The organism is Paenibacillus sp. FSL H7-0690, from assembly GCF_037980415.1.
GTDB lineage: Bacteria > Bacillota > Bacilli > Paenibacillales > Paenibacillaceae > Paenibacillus_AQ > Paenibacillus_AQ odorifer.
Window position 1 is genome coordinate 3,886,501 of sequence record NZ_CP150281.1, and the last position, 19,641, is coordinate 3,906,141.

18 protein-coding genes and 1 pseudogene are annotated in these 19,641 nt (G+C 42.5%); 2 read left to right on the plus strand and 17 right to left on the minus strand.

Annotation, left to right across the window (positions count from 1 at the left end):
• Nucleotides 1–12 precede the first annotated feature (12 nt).
• The 6 genes from MHI32_RS17130 to MHI32_RS17155 all read right to left on the minus strand — a co-directional run bounded on the left by MHI32_RS17130 (nt 13) and on the right by MHI32_RS17155 (nt 6,507).
• A complete protein-coding gene (locus MHI32_RS17130; protein WP_340010347.1) occupies nt 13–795 on the minus strand; it encodes an MBL fold metallo-hydrolase in 783 nt (260 codons plus the stop codon).
• Nucleotides 796–1,284 carry a cupin domain-containing protein gene (locus tag MHI32_RS17135; protein ID WP_340010349.1) on the minus strand — a complete coding sequence of 163 codons (489 nt, stop codon included), beginning with the start codon at nt 1,282–1,284 and terminating at the stop codon, nt 796–798.
• A gap of 35 nt (nt 1,285–1,319) precedes the next feature.
• Nucleotides 1,320–1,523, minus strand: a complete 204-nt coding sequence (locus MHI32_RS17140) for a DUF5316 domain-containing protein (protein ID WP_076184440.1) — start codon at nt 1,521–1,523, stop codon at nt 1,320–1,322.
• 426 nt (nt 1,524–1,949) lie between these two features.
• Complete coding sequence (locus MHI32_RS17145; protein ID WP_340010351.1) at nt 1,950–2,636, minus strand: hypothetical protein; 687 nt, start codon at nt 2,634–2,636, stop codon at nt 1,950–1,952.
• A 2,034-nt stretch (nt 2,637–4,670) separates the two neighbouring features.
• Entirely contained in the window at nt 4,671–5,453 is a 783-nt protein-coding gene (locus MHI32_RS17150) for an SDR family oxidoreductase (RefSeq protein ID WP_340010353.1), read from the minus strand.
• A 286-nt stretch (nt 5,454–5,739) separates the two neighbouring features.
• Entirely contained in the window at nt 5,740–6,507 is a 768-nt protein-coding gene (locus tag MHI32_RS17155; RefSeq protein WP_076308344.1) for a nucleotidyltransferase domain-containing protein, read from the minus strand.
• Nucleotides 6,508–6,693: 186 nt separating this feature from the next.
• On the opposite strand from MHI32_RS17155, the pseudogene MHI32_RS17160 reads away from it, so the two are divergent.
• Nucleotides 6,694–6,855: pseudogene (locus MHI32_RS17160) on the plus strand (YHYH domain-containing protein); the annotation flags it as partial.
• Between the two features lie 92 nt (nt 6,856–6,947).
• Nucleotides 6,948–7,331, plus strand: a complete 384-nt coding sequence (locus MHI32_RS17165) for a tyrosine-type recombinase/integrase (RefSeq protein WP_340010355.1) — start codon at nt 6,948–6,950, stop codon at nt 7,329–7,331.
• Between the two features lie 118 nt (nt 7,332–7,449).
• Here the strand turns inward: MHI32_RS17165 and glnA are convergent, their stop codons facing one another.
• The 11 genes from glnA to MHI32_RS17220 all read right to left on the minus strand — a co-directional run bounded on the left by glnA (nt 7,450) and on the right by MHI32_RS17220 (nt 19,635).
• Nucleotides 7,450–8,778, minus strand: a complete 1,329-nt coding sequence (gene glnA, locus MHI32_RS17170; protein ID WP_036687730.1) for a type I glutamate--ammonia ligase — start codon at nt 8,776–8,778, stop codon at nt 7,450–7,452.
• A gap of 33 nt (nt 8,779–8,811) precedes the next feature.
• Nucleotides 8,812–9,222, minus strand: a complete 411-nt coding sequence (locus tag MHI32_RS17175) for a MerR family transcriptional regulator (RefSeq protein WP_019910684.1) — start codon at nt 9,220–9,222, stop codon at nt 8,812–8,814.
• 62 nt (nt 9,223–9,284) lie between these two features.
• A complete protein-coding gene (locus MHI32_RS17180) occupies nt 9,285–10,559 on the minus strand; it encodes a methionine gamma-lyase family protein (RefSeq protein WP_036687732.1) in 1,275 nt (424 codons plus the stop codon).
• Nucleotides 10,560–10,692: 133 nt separating this feature from the next.
• Nucleotides 10,693–11,982: a GTPase HflX gene (gene hflX / locus MHI32_RS17185; protein ID WP_076128387.1), complete on the minus strand. Its 1,290-nt coding sequence runs from the start codon at nt 11,980–11,982 to the stop codon at nt 10,693–10,695.
• A gap of 254 nt (nt 11,983–12,236) precedes the next feature.
• Nucleotides 12,237–13,211 carry an AAA family ATPase gene (locus MHI32_RS17190; protein WP_340010358.1) on the minus strand — a complete coding sequence of 325 codons (975 nt, stop codon included), beginning with the start codon at nt 13,209–13,211 and terminating at the stop codon, nt 12,237–12,239.
• 317 nt (nt 13,212–13,528) lie between these two features.
• The gene (locus MHI32_RS17195) at nt 13,529–14,185 is read right to left on the minus strand and encodes a YdcF family protein (protein WP_076128385.1); all 657 of its coding nucleotides are present in this window, start codon (nt 14,183–14,185) and stop codon (nt 13,529–13,531) included.
• Between the two features lie 2 nt (nt 14,186–14,187).
• Nucleotides 14,188–14,742 carry a DUF402 domain-containing protein gene (locus tag MHI32_RS17200; RefSeq protein WP_076190185.1) on the minus strand — a complete coding sequence of 185 codons (555 nt, stop codon included), beginning with the start codon at nt 14,740–14,742 and terminating at the stop codon, nt 14,188–14,190.
• Between the two features lie 186 nt (nt 14,743–14,928).
• On the minus strand, nt 14,929–17,487 hold the full coding sequence (locus tag MHI32_RS17205) for a PBP1A family penicillin-binding protein (RefSeq protein ID WP_076190184.1): 2,559 nt from the start codon (nt 17,485–17,487) through the stop codon (nt 14,929–14,931).
• A gap of 139 nt (nt 17,488–17,626) precedes the next feature.
• Nucleotides 17,627–17,866: an RNA chaperone Hfq gene (hfq, locus tag MHI32_RS17210; protein ID WP_036687741.1), complete on the minus strand. Its 240-nt coding sequence runs from the start codon at nt 17,864–17,866 to the stop codon at nt 17,627–17,629.
• A 19-nt stretch (nt 17,867–17,885) separates the two neighbouring features.
• On the minus strand, nt 17,886–18,866 hold the full coding sequence (gene miaA, locus MHI32_RS17215) for a tRNA (adenosine(37)-N6)-dimethylallyltransferase MiaA (protein ID WP_175619957.1): 981 nt from the start codon (nt 18,864–18,866) through the stop codon (nt 17,886–17,888).
• Nucleotides 18,856–19,635: a class I SAM-dependent methyltransferase gene (locus MHI32_RS17220; protein WP_076184446.1), complete on the minus strand. Its 780-nt coding sequence runs from the start codon at nt 19,633–19,635 to the stop codon at nt 18,856–18,858. The genes miaA and MHI32_RS17220 overlap by 11 nt, the downstream gene beginning before the upstream one ends.
• Nucleotides 19,636–19,641 lie beyond the last annotated feature (6 nt).

Here is a 19,641-nt window from a genome sequence, read left to right on the forward strand (position 1 = left end):
CGACATAAAAATCTAAAATTGCACACTAAACCCATCAAACTGGTGAATGCCCGTACCATGTGCTACTACCTTTTGCTCACGTAACTCACGAACCGCTTTTTTGACCTCTTGTAAAATAGATGGATCTAAACCCAGTGTATTATGAGAACCGAATACTTGGGTAACTCCTGGAATTTCCGTAATCTTTTCTAAGGATGCCACTAAATCAACCGGACTAGTCGAAGGGTAAAAGGCATAGATTGGCGTAACGTCATACAATAAATCACCTGTAAACAGATATCCGTTGGCATGATCAAAAAGGCTGATATGACCTGGCGAATGACCTGGTGTGTGGTATATTTCTATTTTACGCCCGCCTATGTCGAGCACATCCCCTTCTTGTAAAAGAGCTGTTGGTTTCCCTTGAAAAGGTATGTAGGTGTTAGGATCAAAGGTTTCAGGAACAGGAAGTGTGATGTCCCGGCTCATATCTTTTCGAATCTGGGCAAGGGACAAGCCTTTTATTCCGCTAATCAGCCAATCCTCATCCGCTTTATGAACATAGATTGTCTCGAATTGCCCATGACTGCCAATATGATCTGCATGCACATGCGTAGTTATGACAGCGATAGGTAAATCCGTTAACTGATCCGTTATTCTTTTTATATTATCAATACCTAATCCCGTATCAATTAACGCGGCTTGTTTTTGCCCCAAGAGTAAAAAAGAATGCACCTTTTCCCAATGTCCATATTCACTGATTGCATAGGTGGTCGGATCAATTTCCGTTACTGTAAACCAACGATCTTTACTCAATTACGCTCCCCCATTCCATTTTCCCCTTACATGCTCTTCTCCCTTACAATAATCCGCCTGTTCATCTGCTTGATAGATTTCTTGATAGGGCAAAATGTTGATTTTGCCTGAGTCTGGATATTCGCAAACATCTATTCCCTGATTCGTTCGGAGATCCAGATACCTGCATGGTGCATCGGAATGATTATAAAGCTGGTGCGCCCCTTCCGGTCCCATTTCAAAAAATATTACATCCCCTTCAGTAACCTCCGTAAAACCCTCGGGTGTTCTTAACATCGCTTTTCCCGCTAAAATCACAAATATTTCTTCAGCATTTCTATGAAAATGATAAGGAAAAGAATATTTATCAGGATCTAAAGATCTGATATCAAAAACTAAATGCTTGGAGCCCACCATTTCAGCTAACCTTTCACTCGTATGCCAAGCAAACTCTGGGATCGGGGACTGTTTTTGTGTAAAAGAGACCGTATTTTCATTAAAAATCTTCACCATCTGCAACACTCCTCCTTATGTTGTGCGTTCAATTACAACAAATAAAGAATCCCAGCTACAGCTAATGAAATAAGACCACCTAAAGCGGACCAATTCGCTACTTTGTTTTTAGCTTTACGGTCTTGCTTAGATTCCGAATAAAAGTTACCTCTTTGTTGTGTACCTGTCGTGAAGGCTCCAACACATATACCTGAAATTATAAAGAAGCCCAATCCTATGTAAATAAAAATTTGCATGAACTTACTCCTTCCCAGGAAAGAATTAGTTATCTATATATAAGATATTTTAACATTAAATCCCTCTACTACGTGCCATGACTTTCGGACCCAGATGACGCTATTTGCTAATTTTGAGCCTTTGAAGCATGGTTTCGGACTCCAGTGACGTTATTCCTAAGGCTGAGGCTCATATTGAGCGTTTTTAATGCCAATAGCGACTATGGAGTCCTTTAGTATCCCAAATGTGAGATAAAGCTTCATATAAGGTCTGTTGGGTCCTATAGCAGGCTCATACGCGAAATTTGCAACCTCAGCAAACGAAAATTGGCGTTCGAATGAAGTAAGGTACCAAAAAGAAGAAGAAGTGTGCCAACAACCATTTTTTTGATTATGGTTATGGCACACCCCTTCTACTCCGCACAACTCCTACGGCTCTGATCACACTTAATTCCTTTCAAGTTCAAGTGTTGCCAGTGAAACCATCACCCAAGGTGCAAACTTCGACGAATCCCCCTTAGGATTGTGTATCCGAAAAAGAAAAGCTTCCCCCGCCTGATTCTTCCAGACCATATAATCTTCTATCCCCTTATCACTGGTAGCCTGCAGATATAATTCAGCAAAACCTAGAGGATGTTCAATTAGTTCCCCGCTATGGTCGTTTGCCTTTCCAATTGCAGAAAGCTCGGTTTGTCCCTGCTGCTTCAAAGCTGTGAGATCGTAACCGGCAGGCAAGTGTTCAATTTGGGCATAATAGGTTGGATCCTTAGTCAATAATAAACGATTAGACTGCGAGTCTAGTGTGAAATCCTGAAAGACATACAGGGAATATCCATCACCTTGCTCAAGTGTACCTTCTTGCCCTGAAATCCCTCCTTCCTGTTCACCAAATGCTTTGGTCTTTGGTCGATCGGATGTTAGAGGATCAGTGGCCTCCGGACTGGCGGACTCCTGCACCTCCATAGAAGGAGTAGCAGAAGGTTCAGGAGTGGTTGTAGCTTCGACAACTGGCATAGGTGCTGCACTTGACGCTGTAGGTTTTGCCTCGTCTGTTGTTTTATTGTTACTACATGCACCGAGAATTGAGGAAGACAGAAGAATACTAGTAACTGTAGTTAATAATATTTTTTTCATTACGCACCTCCTTATTACTATATTAGTTATTACCCACATGAGTGACGTGTCCTCTTATTCTTCAAACCTTTTCTCAATTTTATTGCTACGGATTGAAAAATTTCAAACAATCGACTCGTTCTTATTTACAGCTATGGAGTTGTGCTCGAAATTCAAATTGTTCCCGGACGATTCGGGCACCAACTATCTTAATTAATGCCACCAGATTCCATAAAGTGACCCATGAGATCTTAGTTCTTCTCGGTTTCATAAGGTTAATTGGACTGAGCAAGAGCAAGGTAGACGATAAAACAATTAAAGTGAAAAAAAATTTACAATCACTTTTACTTTAACACTTTTAGAATATACAAAAATAATAAAATAGCGACTCACAGCCAACCGCGGGGGGGGTCTGTAAATCGCCATTCTTAATGATCTGTAACTCAGGTCTTGTGTCAATACTCTTTGATAAATTCTTTTATAGTCACGATGCGGGAATATAACCAATGACTGACCATGACTATGTATAATCGTCTATAGAGTTATTTTTTTGATTTATAACTTCTTACTAATAAACTAATACCTTTAAAAATCAAAACCACTAATATCCCGAAAATTATCAAAGTAAATATTAAGTTTGACCAAACTATATCCAAATTCACTCCTCCGTCTCTGCATTTAATTCATCTATCTCCCATGATATCCCATTATTTATGATAAATGAACAACTTCTTACACGTTAAAATTGTTAATCAACAATATGCCAATTTTGATATTCACCTGTAAAACATCCTCGAATAACCTTAACCTCAGCTATTTGTGGGCATTTCGCGGGCATTTTTCGTAGACATATCATCGATGGTTACAAAACCACTATTTTGCCCAAACAAAAAAAAAACTCAACACCAAAGGCGTTAAGGGTTTAAAGGTTCTAGCAAAGCGTCATATATTGGTTTCTTTCCCACTCGTGAACCGAGTCCGGTTTACAGTTTGCCTTTTTATAATGGTCTGAATAGTACCTAATTCCGTTAAAATAAAGGGTTCTCTGAGAAAACGATTACGGATTTCATTGTCTTCCTTCTATTATTTGTGAGCATTTTGTGGGCGTTTATGTGTGCAGGAAATATAGCCCAATTTTCAATCAGAAGAGGTACTACAAATGCAATTGAAGATTTCAATCTAGGGAATAGAATCCAGAATATCGCTATCTTAAAAGTGGCTTGAAAATCGTATTGGGAGAATCATCGCCGTTAAAATTAACTTTAGATATCGGATAACCATCGCTAATTGGCTTCGTTCCGGAATCATTGGTGGATGTATCATAGGATCCATTGCCTCCGTGAGGGAAGAAATTTAATGTATGAACAAAAACCCTGCTACCATCATGGTCAGCAAGGTTTTATTATGACGCTTACTCGTAGAGTTGATTACAGATAAAACAAAATTTTTTTAGCAATAAAAGAGCAGTTCAGGTTATCCCTGTGATGACTCTTCTACATGGTACAACTCCTAACAGCAGCAATACAATGTTACACAGCTTATCTACTACTAAAGGACAAGAAAAAAGGAACCATAAAACGTCGCCCGCGCGGCAAACGAAAATAGTTTCCCGGAGACGCCACTGATGCTACCGATACAACGACAGAACCATTACTCAAATGACAGGGCTGCTTACTTTGGAATGTCCCAGAGAACTTTTGAAGAACAAGGAGCACCCTCTAAATTATGAGATGGGAAGATTTAAAGCCGGGACAGTCCGTGCATATCTGTGACAATCACGATAGCGGATTTGGTGGAAGGTGCGGAAGTATTGTAGCTATTGGTACTTTTATTGGTATCAGCGAACGTATAGGTGCGTTGATTGACATATATGAACCGTTACTAATAATTATTTAACCAGAAGCCCTCGAAGAAGTCGACTTCGAATCACTGCCACCAGGACTGGCTGAATTTGATATAAGACCCATCAAATTATAATGCCTCGTCAGCATTATCACTGACGAGGCGATTTTCACATCGTATTAGCTAGGTGTCTCATTGAGCTATCGATCTCCGTTAGTTGAATCCACCCGTGGAATGTAAAACTTGGCCAGTAATCCACTCCCCATCATCGGTGGCTAAGAATGCAACCAGACGAGCTGCATCCTTAGGCAATCCTACTCTACCTGTTACAAATTGCTTAGATAACTGCTGTCGTAGGTCAGGAGTCATCCAGCCGGTGTCTGTGGGTCCAGGATTTATCGCATTTACGGTGATGCCTTTCGGACCCACCTCTGCTGCAAAAGTTCGTGTGAAAGCATCTATTGCCCCTTTCGTTGTGGCATAAGAGATTTCACCAGCCATGGGGCCTAGTGATTGGCCCGATGTCATATTAATAACTCGACCACCTGCCGATTGCGTAAACCGTCTAGCGAATTCCACACTAAGCATAGTTACCGCCCTAACATTAATTGCGTAGTGTGCATCCAAAGACTCTGGGGTAATCGTGGTTAAGTCATCGTTAACCGAATAACAAGCATTGTTAACAAGAATGGAAGGTTCTCCCAGCTTCTGCTCAACGTTATTTAATAAATCCATAAAGCTTTCAGGTACAGAAAGATCCATCATTAGGTGTTCGCAACGAACGCCCATGGCACGTATTTCCTCACAAAGTTGCTTTTGCTCCTCGTTATTGCTACCCCAGGGCATCTGTTGATCGTAACTAACCCAGTGTGTAAAAAATACATCAGCGCCTAGATAGGCCAACTCTTTGCACACTGCAGCACCGATTCCTGTGCTGCGACTTGCACCTGTTACTATTGCGATTCGACCTGTTAATCTGCCAAGTGTAGTATTCATGGGCCTTTTCTCTCCTTTTTATTTTGAAGTCGCATTAAACTGCGGTGACTATTGTGCAAATCTGCCCGTTACTTCAATGAAAACAGCAGGCTACCGTGGCGCCTGCTCATTAATGTGTATTATTCAACTAAAGTTCCCGTTAGCTCAATAGTCTTATGTTTTAATTAGAGTCGCTGCTTATAGTTGTGAGACTTGCCGAACACCTAACGCAGTGACGTCCCGACGGGCTTAGGGGGCTGGATGTGGTCACTCGCTTCTCAGAGTGACCCGGAGCGTCAATATGGTGTTAGCCGAAGGAAGTTCTGGAAGCAGCCATTGTATTTAAGGCGTTCTCAAAATAGCTATATACTTCATCTGCAATTCCCAGAAACTCTTCAACAAGTACATTACTATCCAAGTAACAAGCATACAGATAATCAACTAAAGCGGAGTCAATGTCACAATAGTTTAATATGGCATTCTTCATCTTAATAATGTCATCTTGCCATACACCTGTATCTTCTAAAACCAAAGAGTATAATGCACGAATTAATCTCTTAGAGTAACCTTTAATATATCTAATTTTCATTGTATTATCACTAGCATTAGAAAGTAAACTATGTATACGATCTACTTCCTCCTTGGTCTCTGTATTTAAGTCTAAAATGAACTCTGGAGAAATAATTATCGGTGGTACTTTTTCACCAACGTCATGACCATATATGCAAACACAAATTATCTTTACCCAAAAACCCCACTCATTTGGTTTACTTAATACATCGTCAATCGAGCAAATTATCGTATCAATCTTAGTTACTATTGGATATTCTTCCAAAAGCCTGTCTTTAATATTTGACAATCTTTCGTAATCAATATCTTTGGGATTTACACATACAATAGTAAAGTCTGCATCTGACTTAAAAGGTTTAGCAGTTCCTTTTGGAATCGAGCCACACATATAAATGCTATGAATCTTACCTTTGAATTCGGTAAGTATATTATCTATATACTTATCAACAAAATCCTTATATTCACTTTGTATTTCAATTCTATTTATAACTTTTTCTAATATCATATAGACTCCTCCTAAACTAAGAACTTCTTTCGGCTAACGCCTTTTTGCGAACTTCGTAAATTCGTCATGACTTAAGTTATTCGCGAAATCATTCAACTATCCTGCCCAGTTAGCTTAATAAGGGATAAGTGAAAATGTATTCTGATAGACTACTCCAAGAATCAAACATTGGGGTATTTATTTTTTATGAAAAGAATTATTGTTCCAATCTTCATGTCACTTTTCTTATTATTGATGCCTGTACTTGCTGAGGCACATCCAGGACGCACAGATGCAAATGGGGGTCATTATTGCCGCACAAATTGCGCAAAGTGGGGACTGGAAAACGGAGAATACCATTACCACAACGGTGGAGGTTCAGATTCTAAACCGGCTGCCACATTTGTAAGACGTTAGATTTTTCAGCTGAGGATAAAGCAACTCTATTCGGAGATACAAAAATGTTTAATTCGCAACGAACGATAAAAATTAGTCAATCTATCATTAGCGATCTAAAGCAACACATTAAATATCAGAACCAAAATAAATTAGCTTGGAAGGGTTCCTATAGAGATGATGGAAACTTCATGCCAAAGTCTTCTTTATTCAATTCTTTTTCGCGAATTTTGAAACGTATCGGTCTTCCACCCATGCCGATTCACTCACTAAGACACACTCATGCAGTGCTACTACTAGAAGCAGGCAATGATATGAAGTATGTTCAGGAGCGACTCGGACACGGAAATATTACAATTGCATCTGATGTCTATTCTCACATTTCCAAGAAGATTGAAGAAAGTAGTATGGAAAAGTACGAAGCCCACATGAGATCTATCCTCGAATAGCACCCACTATTTATTTGTGGGCATTTTGTGGGCACCGTCATTATAGGGGTCCCTTACTACTCCCACGCCCACACACAAAAAAACCCTCAACACCAAAGGTGTCAAGGGTTTAAAGGTTCTAGTAAAGTGTCATGTATTGGTTTCTTTCCCACTCATGAACTTGTGTACGATAGATATCCCATTCGATTTCTTTCAGCTCGTAGAAGTGAGCCAGCGCATGTTCGCCGAGAGCCTCGGTAATTACATGGCTGCGGATCATTTCGCTTAGCGCTTCTTTCAAATCGGATGGCAAGCTTGGGATGCCTTCTTCAATACGCTCTTCCTCAGACATCACATAGATGTTACGGTCAATTGGAGCTGGAAGATCAAGCTTACGCTTAATTCCGTCTAGCCCTGCTTTCAACATAACAGCAAGTGCGAGGTATGGGTTAGCTGCCGGGTCCGGGTTACGAACTTCAACACGTGTGCTAAGCCCTCTCGAAGCTGGGATACGAATCATCGGGCTACGGTTACTTGCAGACCAAGCTACGTAACAAGGTGCTTCATAACCAGGAACAAGGCGTTTGTAAGAGTTCACTGTTGGGTTAGTAATCGCTGCAAAAGCACGAGCATGCTTCAAAATACCAGCCATATAATAACGTGCAGTTTTGCTCAGACCTAGCTTGTCACTTTCATCGTAGAACATGTTTTCTTTGCCATTAAACAAGGATTGGTGAGCGTGCATACCAGATCCGTTAATACCAAACAATGGTTTAGGCATAAAAGTTGCATGCAAGCCATGTTGACGGGCAACCGTCTTCACAACGAGCTTAAAGGTTTGAATTTGGTCAGCAGAAGTGATCGCGTCTGCATATTTGAAATCAATTTCATGCTGGCCGGAAGCCACTTCATGGTGGGAAGCTTCGATTTCAAAGCCCATTTCTTCAAGGGTCAATACGATTTCACGACGGCAGTTTTCCCCTAAGTCTGTAGGAGCTAAGTCGAAATAACCACCTTGGTCATTCAATTCTGTAGTTGGGTTACCTCTTTCGTCTGTTTTGAACAAGAAGAATTCAGGTTCAGGTCCAACATTCATCGCTGTAAAGCCCATTTCTTCGGCTTCCTTCAGACAACGCTTCAGGATACCACGTGGGTCTCCAGCAAATGGAGTACCATCCGGCATATACACGTCACAAATCAGACGTGCAACACGGCTATCAGTCACCCAAGGGAAGATTACCCAAGTATCAAGGTCTGGGAAGAGATACATATCGGATTCTTCAATCCGTACATAACCTTCGATGGAGGAACCATCAAACATCATTTTGTTGTCGAGTGCTTTTTCCAATTGGCTAACCGGAATCTCTACATTCTTGATAGTACCTAACAGATCTGTAAATTGCAGACGAATGAAACGAACATTCTCTTCCTTGGCAATGCGTAAAATATCCTCTTTAGAAAAGCTCACGTGATCCTCTCCCTTTCAAAACTCTGTATATTATTATTTATTAAAAAACCGGGATAACTCACCTTGAATAAGCGATACCTGTCCCGGTCTTTTACCGGAAACTAGTTCTTGCTTCAGCAAACGGTGAAGCTGCGAATCTGATAGCTCTCTACGTCTAACCTCTGTGTCAGGGGTAATCACAGTAGCTTCTTCGGATTCCTTCGAGACTGGGTTCATTACTTGCTTGATGCCAGCAATGTTAACACCCTTTTCAATCAAGGCCTTAATTTCTAATAGGCGCTCAACATCATTAAAAGAGAACAAACGTTGATTCCCAGAGGTACGTGCAGGTACGATTAGACTATGCTGTTCATAATAACGAATTTGTCTTGCAGATAAATCAGTTAACTTCATTACAATTCCAATAGGAAATAATGCCATATTTCTGCGGATTTCATCACCCATGACTCATCCAACCTTCCAATGATCTTTTTCTGATCTCATTGTACATTTCCTAATACAGCGTGTCAATGGTGTGTAAGATTTTCTGACAGTAATTTTCGATCACGCATACTTTGGAGTGCCATCAAAACGCCATATTTGACATGGGAGTAGGTTAATCCCCCTTGCATATAGCCAATATAAGGCGCACGGATAGGCGCATCTGCCGATAACTCTAAGCTACCACCTTGTATAAACGTACCTGCCGCCATGATGACAGGATGTTCATATCCCGGCATATCCCATGGTTCTGGAACTACATGGCTGTCTACCGCCGCAGCACGTTGAATTCCCTGCACGAAGGCAATCAAGTGATCCGGTCCATCAAAGGAAACCGCCTGAATCAAATCTGTACGAGGTTCATTCCACGCTGGTTTCGTCTCAAACCCGCAGCGCTGAAATACAGCTGCCGCAAAAATACTGCCTTTAAGGGCTTGTCCAACTGTATGCGGAGCCATGAATAGGCCTTGGTATAACCCGCGGGTAGTTCCTAACATTGCGCCTACCTCGCCACCGATACCAGGAGCTGTAAGACGGTACGCTGTAAGCTCTACTAGATCTCTGCGCCCACAGATGTATCCACCCGTCTCAGCAATTCCACCACCAGGATTTTTAATTAATGAACCCGCTACTAGATCCACACCAACCTGTGGAGGCTCAAGCTCTTCAGTAAACTCACCATAGCAATTATCAACGAACACAATAACATCCGGTTTCAATGACTTCACTCTCGCTGTCATGTCACCTATTTCGGCTACTGTGAAGGAAGCACGCCAATCATAACCACGCGATCTTTGGATTCCAATTACTTTAGTTTTCTCATTGATAGAGAGAGTTACCTCTTCCCAATCAATCTTACCCTCTGCTGTAAGGGCAACTTCCCGATATGTAATTCCGAAGTCTGCGAGTGAGCCTGTCCCATCTCCTGCTTGGCCAATCACCTTGTGTAAGGTATCGTACGGACGACCTGTGATGTATAAAAGCTCGTCTCCTGGTCGCAGCACACCAAAGAGGGCTGTTGAAATGGTATGTGTTCCTGAAGCAAAATGCGGGCGCACCAAAGCTGATTCCGCACCAAAAACGTCAGCATAGACAAGATCCAGCACTTCGCGTCCACGGTCGTTGTAAGCATACCCCGTTGAACCCGCAAAATGATAATCACTGACCTGATGACGTTGAAACGCTTCAATAACCTTCCATTGATTCTTATCGACAATTCGATCAAGAGCTTTGACTGCACCTTCGATTTCAACTTCTGCGGACTCTGCCGCTCCTAAAATATCTTCTGCAAAAACTGCCATTAGTTCTTATTCGCTCCTTACATTTACTTGCCATCATAATGACAGAAAGCGACAGTTGCCTGACGCTTTCTGTCATTAGCTATTATTTTATACCTATACAACAAGCATTTCCACTTTAGGGGAACAAAGAAGATTACGGCTGGTCCACAAAATCAGCAAGCATGTAACCCCATTTATCATAATCCTCTTTATTAAGACGGACGTTATAGATAACATCGTTCTCATCATAGGTGGTTTCCAGAACCTCACCTACTCTGTAAAGCAGGGAAGAAATATCGCCTCGGTCTCCAGGAATGCGAAAATTCAGCGTATCTCCAGCCAACTCATCAGAGATAATTTCAATAATCCGGGTTAAATCCTCCGGGTTAAACGCACTGATTTTCAAAAACCCTGTGCCTGTTGGCAGCATTTCCAGTTGCTCAGGCTCACATAGATCGATTTTATTAAAAAGTACTATTTGCGGTTTGCTAGCTGCCCCTAAGTCCTGCAAAATAGTTTGCACAATCTCCATCTGCTCCTCACGCATTGGAGATGAGGCATCCACTACATGCAACACCAGATTGGCCTCATTGACTTCCTCCAGCGTTGCGCGGAAAGATGCTACAAGATCATGCGGAAGATTCTGAATGAAGCCTACAGTATCCGTAAGCACTACCTCTTTGCCACCCGTTAGTTGAAGCACACGTGAAGTAGGGTCAAGCGTAGCAAACAATTGATTCTCAATATAAACATCCGCATCCGTAAGCTGCTTAAGCAGCGTCGATTTACCAGCATTCGTGTAGCCGACTAGAGCAACCTGCACTGCCCCTGCCTTACGGCGGCGTTCACGGTGCAATTCACGGGTTTTAACTACCTCATCCAACTGGCGTTTCAACTCCGTAATCCGACCGCGAATATGACGGCGATCGGTCTCAAGCTTACTTTCACCTGGCCCTCTGGTTCCTATACCCCCGCCTAATCTGGATAAGTTTTTGCCTTGACCGGATAACCGCGGCAAAAGATAGGACAGCTGTGCCAGCTCTACTTGAATAATACCCTCTCGTGTTTTGGCCCGCCCAGCAAAAATATCCAAAATGAGCTGCGTCCGATCAATAATCTTCAGATCCAGAGACTCTTCAAGGTTCCGTACCTGCGCTCCAGATAATTCCTGATCAAAAATAGCCGTATTAGCTCCAAGACCATCAGCGGCCATGCGGAGCTCTTCTACCTTACCTTTCCCGATAAACCATTTCGAATCCGGTGTTTCCTTATTCTGACGCAACACATCCAGGACTTCAACACCTGCTGTTTCTGCTAATTGTACTAATTCCTGCAGAGAAAGCTCTGGGTCAATACCGGTACGTTTAATTTTATCTGTGACGAGAGTGACCAATATCGCCCGATCTTGAATATCCGTTTCTGTATCATGCGTAGTTATTGCCATTTATTCATGCTCCTTATGACGGTAATAGAATCTTTGTGTACCATTTAATCAGTTTTTCACTTCTTGCTGATGTTATACAGATGAACCTGTTCATTCACAGCGCTTCAAAACATTTTATCATAAGTTTCATTGGTAATATAGGCTGATAATGGAACGGCTCACCATTCTGTCCGCATTTTCATTATGATAATCTTCAATCTTTTATAAAAGATAAACCGACTAAGCACGTATAAACTTAGCCGGTGTCAATTTATTTAAGAAATTATACTCTCCCCTTTTGAATAATCATCGACCGTAAGAACAAGGTCTCTCGGTAAGATCTCCATCAAAGATTGTTTAGATATTTTGACATGCCTGCTTATTAATCTAACCGCTTGATGGCGGATTGCCTGTTCGAGGATATTGCGTACATACCGGGCATTACTAAAGTTTTCTTCAATAATTTTCTCATTAAGGATTAACTCTTTTAGTTTCCCGTTTGTTTCTGGAGTAATTATATAGTCTCTTTCAGCAGCCATTTTATGTGCAATCAATATCAGTTCATCTGTTGTGTAGTCCTGAAAATCGAGTTGAATTGGAAATCGTGAGGGAAGCCCGGTATTAGCCTCCATGAACATCTCCATTTCATTTGGATAACCCGCTAAGATAATGATGAGATCATCATTCCTGTCCTCCATAACCTTTACAAGACAGTCGATTGCCTCTTTTCCAAAATCCTTATCTCCGCCTCTAGCCAAGCTATAAGCCTCGTCAATGAATAATACGCCACCCATAGCCTTCTTAACAAGGTCTCTGGTCTTTTGAGCTGTATGCCCTATGTATTCCCCCACTAAATCCGCTCTCTCTACTTCGATTAATTGACCTTTACTTAATATGCCCATATTCTTTAACAGCTTGGCAACGATTCTTGCTACAGTTGTCTTTCCAGTCCCGGGGTTGCCTTTAAACAACATATGATAAACCTGATTAACTACATTTAACCCCAGTTCTTGTCTCATTTTTTCCACTTGGATAAGCGCATGAATTTCATATATGAGATCCTTCACCTTTTCAAGACCGATAAGCTCATGAAGCTCTTGCAGGATTTCTTTTGTAGATTCTAAATGATTATTTTGAGCCAGCGCGCTCTCCAATGTTTCATTCGTAATATTTGTTGGGTCTTGATTTTTGAAAGTTATATTCATTCTGGAATCATTAATGGTTATCTTTCTTAAATTTTCTTCACCCATTGTAATCACCTCGTTAGAGCATTATATGCAATAACTGAATGACATCATGCACTTGTTTTAAAGAATGGGGTTTCGACATTGGATTCCCTGCTATCTCTCGCATCTTCTACGATGGTACACGAGGATAGAATGACCGAAATGCATAAAAGTCATAAGCAGACATTTATTTTTTTATCATTTCACAACCCCATTATTTTTGATCTACAAATAACAAATAGCCCCCATTTAGAGTTTAGTCCATTTGGGGGCTGGCTTTTCTAATCAAGTCTCTTCCGGAATAGGAAGCATTATTAGAAGATTCTGATATTTGGGAACAATTACAGGAACAACTGCTGGATTTTCCATTTCGTATAGGCTAGAATTTCACGCGACTTATGCCTTGTCATCGACAGAACAGTGGATTCAGTAAGCCCTAGTTCAGAATTCACATAACCGAGCTCGTCCGCGATTTCGTGTGAACGCCATCCATGATATGTATGCGTAATAATAATTGCTGAGGATAATCCCTCACTTGTCATAATTGCTTTGCTATACAGAAGATTCTCGTAAGTGCTGGTAGCTTTATTTTCAACAGAAATGGCGCTATCCGGAACTCCATGAGCTACTAAATAATTGCGCATGCCTTGACCTTCGGTATATTTAAGATCAGGTTTATCCAAACCTCCAGAAACTATGAAATGCGGGAACATCCCCTCTTGGTAAAGCTTAAGCCCGTAATCCAATCGTTCCTTCAATCCCGGGCTAGGTTCATCTCCCCACATCGACATGCCAAGAATGATCCCTGTATCGGCTTTGAGCATAGGATCTGTCGTTGCAGCTTTATTGATATTCCTCAATGCGTACGCACACCACAACAAACCAACTACAACAATAACCATTAAAGCAATAAGCAACGTTCGTTTAGACCAAATTCGGCGTTTTTTGCGAACAATCCGAATCGGGGAAGAGTCTCTTCCATAAACGTACCATTCCATCTTTATTTCCTCCTGAATTCTCCATGATGAAATAATTCGGCACGATGTTTCAAAGAGAGTGAGAAATAAGGGAAAGCATGAGCATCGATGCCACGTAAAATAGTATGGGCAGTCTCCCAGGCTAGCTTATAATCGTTTTCTGAGATGTCTTGCCTCTCCAGTGCTTCCTCCAGTTCATCCTCATCGAGCAAAAACACCTCGCCGTTCCAAAGTACTACCACGTCCAGATACAAATCGTCAAACCAAGGCACACCTTGGTCAGTAACGCCTTGCACTTTACAGGTGTCTATGTACCATTGAACAATATTTTGTTTTTCGTCGAACATAGCCGTCACAATATAGTGACTATCTTTCGGAAAATATTGCAGCCAGGAATAACCTTTATCTGCAATACGATATGTATGTCGTCCATAGCTCTTCCACAGTGGTTCTTTCAGCCCGTAGATGGTATAAAGCGTAATATATCCGCTGAATTCCCGGCTCTCCACATAGCGGCAGGCAAAATGGCGACGCGTAATCCGGCGCCAGTTGGCCCGGTCTCCGAATTTACGTTTCATAGAAATTACCCTCTCCAGTATGGTCTATTCAGCTTAACACATTTAGAGGATACACTCAAAATATCCCGCAAAATACAAGAAATTTTTCTTCTAAACCTAATAAAAACGGCAGTCCAGCTTCGCTCTATAAATAAAGCAAAGCTGGACTGCCATGGATAAAGCTATTGTTCGAAATTCAAATTCGTTTTATTGAGTGGAAGAATCCCCGTTCACAAAACCTGTCTCTGGATCAGGGTTTGTGGATACATTCCCACTCTCATCGCCGGAACCCTCTCCACCGATAGTGGGTTCTGGAGTTGGGGTCGGCATTGGTGTTGGCGGTGGCGGGGTGATTTCAGGGATTGTAGTACCGCCGTCATTTCCGCCTCCCTCATTGCCGCCTCCGTTATTGCCACCATTTCCATTCTCTCCGTTGTTGCCACCGTCCTCTGGGGTCGGGGTCGGAAGATTAGGATCTATGGTGGGTTCAGGGGTCGGCATTTCATCCTGCACGGATACACTAACCACATTGGAGGGCTCGCTCTCCACTTTTAGCGCAGGGTCATAAGAAGTTACATAATACTCGTAAACCAAACCAGGCAGTGCACTAAAATCGCCTGCGCTGGTAGTCACTGTATTTAACAGTGAGCCAAATTCAGCTTCCGATGTCTCTCTACGATAAATACGATACTCAACGCCGGCAACAGGAACTGCCTCCCAATTGAGATTTACAGTCATCGTAGAAGGATCATATGCTGCTGATAGTCCAGTAACGGTCTGAGCTGTTTCTGGTGTTTCAGTAGGCTCAGGAGCAATCTCGTTATCGAGCTGCGGGAAGGATTTCTTAGGAACATCCTTCAGTGCTTCCTCCATGACCTTACCCCAGAAAGCAGCGGCAAGCGGACTGCTGTTCTTAAGCAGATGCTTTTTACTTGGCTTGTCGTAACCCATCCAGACTGCTGCAGTCCATTCTGGCGTATAGCCTACAAACCATACATCACGGTTCGAGCTGATTCCAGAATATCCACTTTGCGTCGTACCGGTCTTACCGGCAACAGGACGGTCAATCCTAGCTTTTCTACCCGTACCGCTCTCCACGACCTTCTGCATCATCTCAGTCATTTGATAAGCTGTTTCCTTACTCATCACTCGCTCAGGCGTTGTATTCGCTTTGTAGACCGTCTCACCACTGCTATCAGAGATGGATTTAATGGAATAAGCCTCTCTTAGTTCGCCGCCATTTGCAAAAGCGCTGTAGGCTTGCGCCATTTCCAGCGTATTGGTCCCTTTGCTCATGCCTCCAAGAGCCAGCGATAGGTTCTTATCCTCATCTTCCAATCCAATGCCTAGTTTCTTGGCAAATTTAAATCCGGTATTCACACCAATTTCATTGAGCAGCCAAACAGCCGGAATATTCTCTGATTTCTGAATGGCATCACTCATGTTGATGCTCTTAGAATATCCGTGCAGGTTGGTTGGACAATAGTTCGCGAAACATTGCTTCTCGTTGCTTAGCGTTGAATTCATGGTGAATTTCCCAGTTTCCAGCGCTGGAGCATAAGAGACAATTGGTTTGAAAGCAGAACCTGGAGAACGACGGCTGCCAGTTACACGACTGTAGCCTTTTTTCTCATAATTCCGTCCGCCAAGGAGTGCGACAATGCTGCCATTCTCCTGATTCACAATCGTCATTGAGCCTTGTACCAGCTCTTCATCTACACTCTTTTCAAAATTATCACTATCTGCAAAAGCATCTTCAACCGTTTCTTGAGCATGCTTATCCATGGTAGTGTAAATTTTGTATCCGCCGATATTCAGATCATCTTCTGACAATCCAAATTTTTCTTCCGCCTCATCTACTGCAAAATCAATAAATGCTTGATAACGCTGTTTCTTTTCTGGCGGCTTATAGTTATAATCTACGGCTTTTGCTTCGTCTCTTTCCTGCTCCGTAATGTACCCTTGCTCATACATAAGCTGAAGCACTACTGCCCGGCGTTCCTTCGAAAGATCAGGGTTACGCAGCGGGTTGTAACGAGACGGGCCTTTTGGCATGGCCGCCAATGTCGCGATTTCCCAAACCTTAAGCTGACTCAAATCACTTTTACCAAAATATCTTACTGATGCTGCTTTAATTCCGTAAATTGTACCCCCGAAGTTAATCCGGTTCAGATACATGGTAATAATCTCTTCTTTAGATTTCTGATTCTCCAGGGCTACGGCAATCGACACCTCAGTTGCTTTACGGAAAAACGTCTTGTCCCGTGTCAGGAAGATGTTTTTGGCGAGCTGTTGAGTAATGGTACTACCGCCCTCTACCATACTTCGTGCGGCTATATCCTTTACTGCTGCCCGGCCAATCGACCATAAATCCACACCAGAATGTTCGAAGAAACGTTTATCCTCTGTGGCTACAAAAGCGTTAACCAATAACGGTGGAATTTCTTCATACTCTACTGGATCACTTTTCTCCAGTGATAATTCGCCGATTAAATTAGCATTGCGGTCATATACCTTAGTCGTTTCATTCACTGTTAGCTTATCCTGGTTCTCAAGCAGAAGCTTTTGACCATTTAGCATAATGAACAGATATCCACCTAATGCACAGAAAATGGCCAATGCCGTAGCGAAGAACAAGCTCCACAGCACACGCTTCTTCGTCAAAAATTTCTTTTTCTTTTTTGGTTTTGATTTTGGTTTTGATTTGGAACTGGACGATCCTCTATCTCTATTGTGATTCGTCCTGGATGTATCGTCTCTAGACATAATGCCTCCTGACTCCCTTTCGGAAATAAACATAAATGGTCTGCCATGAATGAAAAGAACAACCTTCACAGGTTGCTCTCTCACACTCTATTCAAACGATTTATAAACAAGAAAGGTTTCAATTCATTTTTGATAAATGTTATTCTTCACTACTGCTGTCTTGCATCAGTGATACACTACGTTGTGGTGTGAACGTGGAAATTGCGTGTTTATACACCATTTGCTGGCGTCCATCACTGTCAATGACGATTGTAAAATTGTCGAATGCTTTAATTATTCCCCGGATTTGAAAACCGTTGGTCAGATATACCGTAGCAGGGATATTTTCTTTGCGTAGTTGGTTCAAGAATGTATCTTGGATGTTAATGGACTTGTTCATATGACGTACCCCCAATGGTTCAATTAGATTGTTCAGAAGTATATTCAAGACCTGAGAGAAACTTTCCTGCTATTATACCACGTATTTTTGAGAAATTCTCAGAAAAGTTTTGTTCACCTTCGACATCGATCCACTCGATTTCCTTCATGTGGCGAAACCATGACAACTGTCTTTTGGCGAATCGGCGAGTATCGCGTTTAAGCAGTATCACAGCTTCTTCCAGCGTCAGCTCTCCCGCCAGGTAAGCGGCAATTTCCTTGTAACCCAATCCCTGCATGGACACAAGGCTTCTGCTGTAACCGTTATCCAGCAGTCCCTTCACCTCAGCAACGAGACCATCCGCCAGCATGCTATCAATTCGGTCCTCAATACGTTTATATAGTATTTTCCGGTCCATTGTCAAACCTATGAGACATAAGTCATAGGGAGATTCCTTCTTTTGAGCAGCATGAGAAGCGGAAAGTGTAGTGTTTGTCTGGTGTTGAATTTCCAGTGCACGGATAATTCTGCGACGGTCGTTAGGATGAAGTTTGGCTGCGCTGACTGGATCAACCGCCTCGAGTCTGGCATGCAGTGCAAGCGCTCCATGTTCTTCCGCAAATTGATCCTGCTCTTTACGGAAAGCTTCATCAGCCACTGCTTCCGAGAACTGAAAGCCGTAACATAAAGACTCAATATACAGTCCAGTCCCCCCTACGATAAAGGGAAGCTTCCCTCTAGCGCTTATCTCCTCGATGAGTCTAGTGCCCTGCTCTTGAAATTCAGCGGCAGAATACGCATCCTGCGGATCATGAATATCGATCAGGTGATGGGGAATGCCGTTCATTTCGGCGGGTGTAATCTTAGCTGTACCAATATCCATACCACGATAAACCTGCATCGAATCGCCGGAAATAATCTCAGCGTTATAAGCCGCTGCCAGCTCCAGACTTAACCGGGTTTTGCCTACGGCAGTTGGTCCTAACAGCACTAGAACCTTATGCCTTTCTTTAGTTGTCAATGTGTATCACCCCGTACGATGTTTTGGAGTTGCTTCGGAGCAGCTCAGTAAACCCTAGACGTTCAAATTCGCCACTCAAAGCCTTTTCTTTTAAAAGAACAGTCTTACGGGCGACCCTAACCGCTTCGGCTACACTCTCTGTCGATAAGGCTGCACGGTTAGCGAATTGCCGCAGCGGGGAAATCGAGGCAGAACCCGTCAGAGGCACGCGAAACATAGGATCAAAGTAAACAATATCCACACTTCGATCTGGTTGAGACCGTAAATAATCCAAATGTTCACTATGCACGACATTAACTCTGCGTAAAGCCTCATTGACCTTTACTTGCCCAGAGGTGTAATGAGACATCCCTTCACTGAGCAGTGCGTACAGCGGTAATGAGCTCTCCAAAGCGGTAACCTCTGAGGACTCACCACCATGTACAGCAAACAGTAAGGAGTCAGCTCCTAATCCAGCTGTACAATCCAATACGCTATCTCCGGGAAGCATTCGAGCCGCAACAAGCATCGGCTCGATCTCACCCTTTAGAATTCGTTTAGCGCGAACGAAGCCCATGCTCGGATGAAACTCCATAGGCTCCATTCCTAAGCGGTGTAGTCGAACAGCGTCCTGAGATAGAATCAGAATATCCTCATCTCCGTAATGTTCAACCATCCTTGTAATGGAGAGCTTCTCACGTGGAGCATAACTACAACCCGTTCTCTCCGCAAGGCTTTGCGCGCGTTCTACTATTTCCATTATCGGGCTATACCCCGTAGTTATAATCATGGTGCC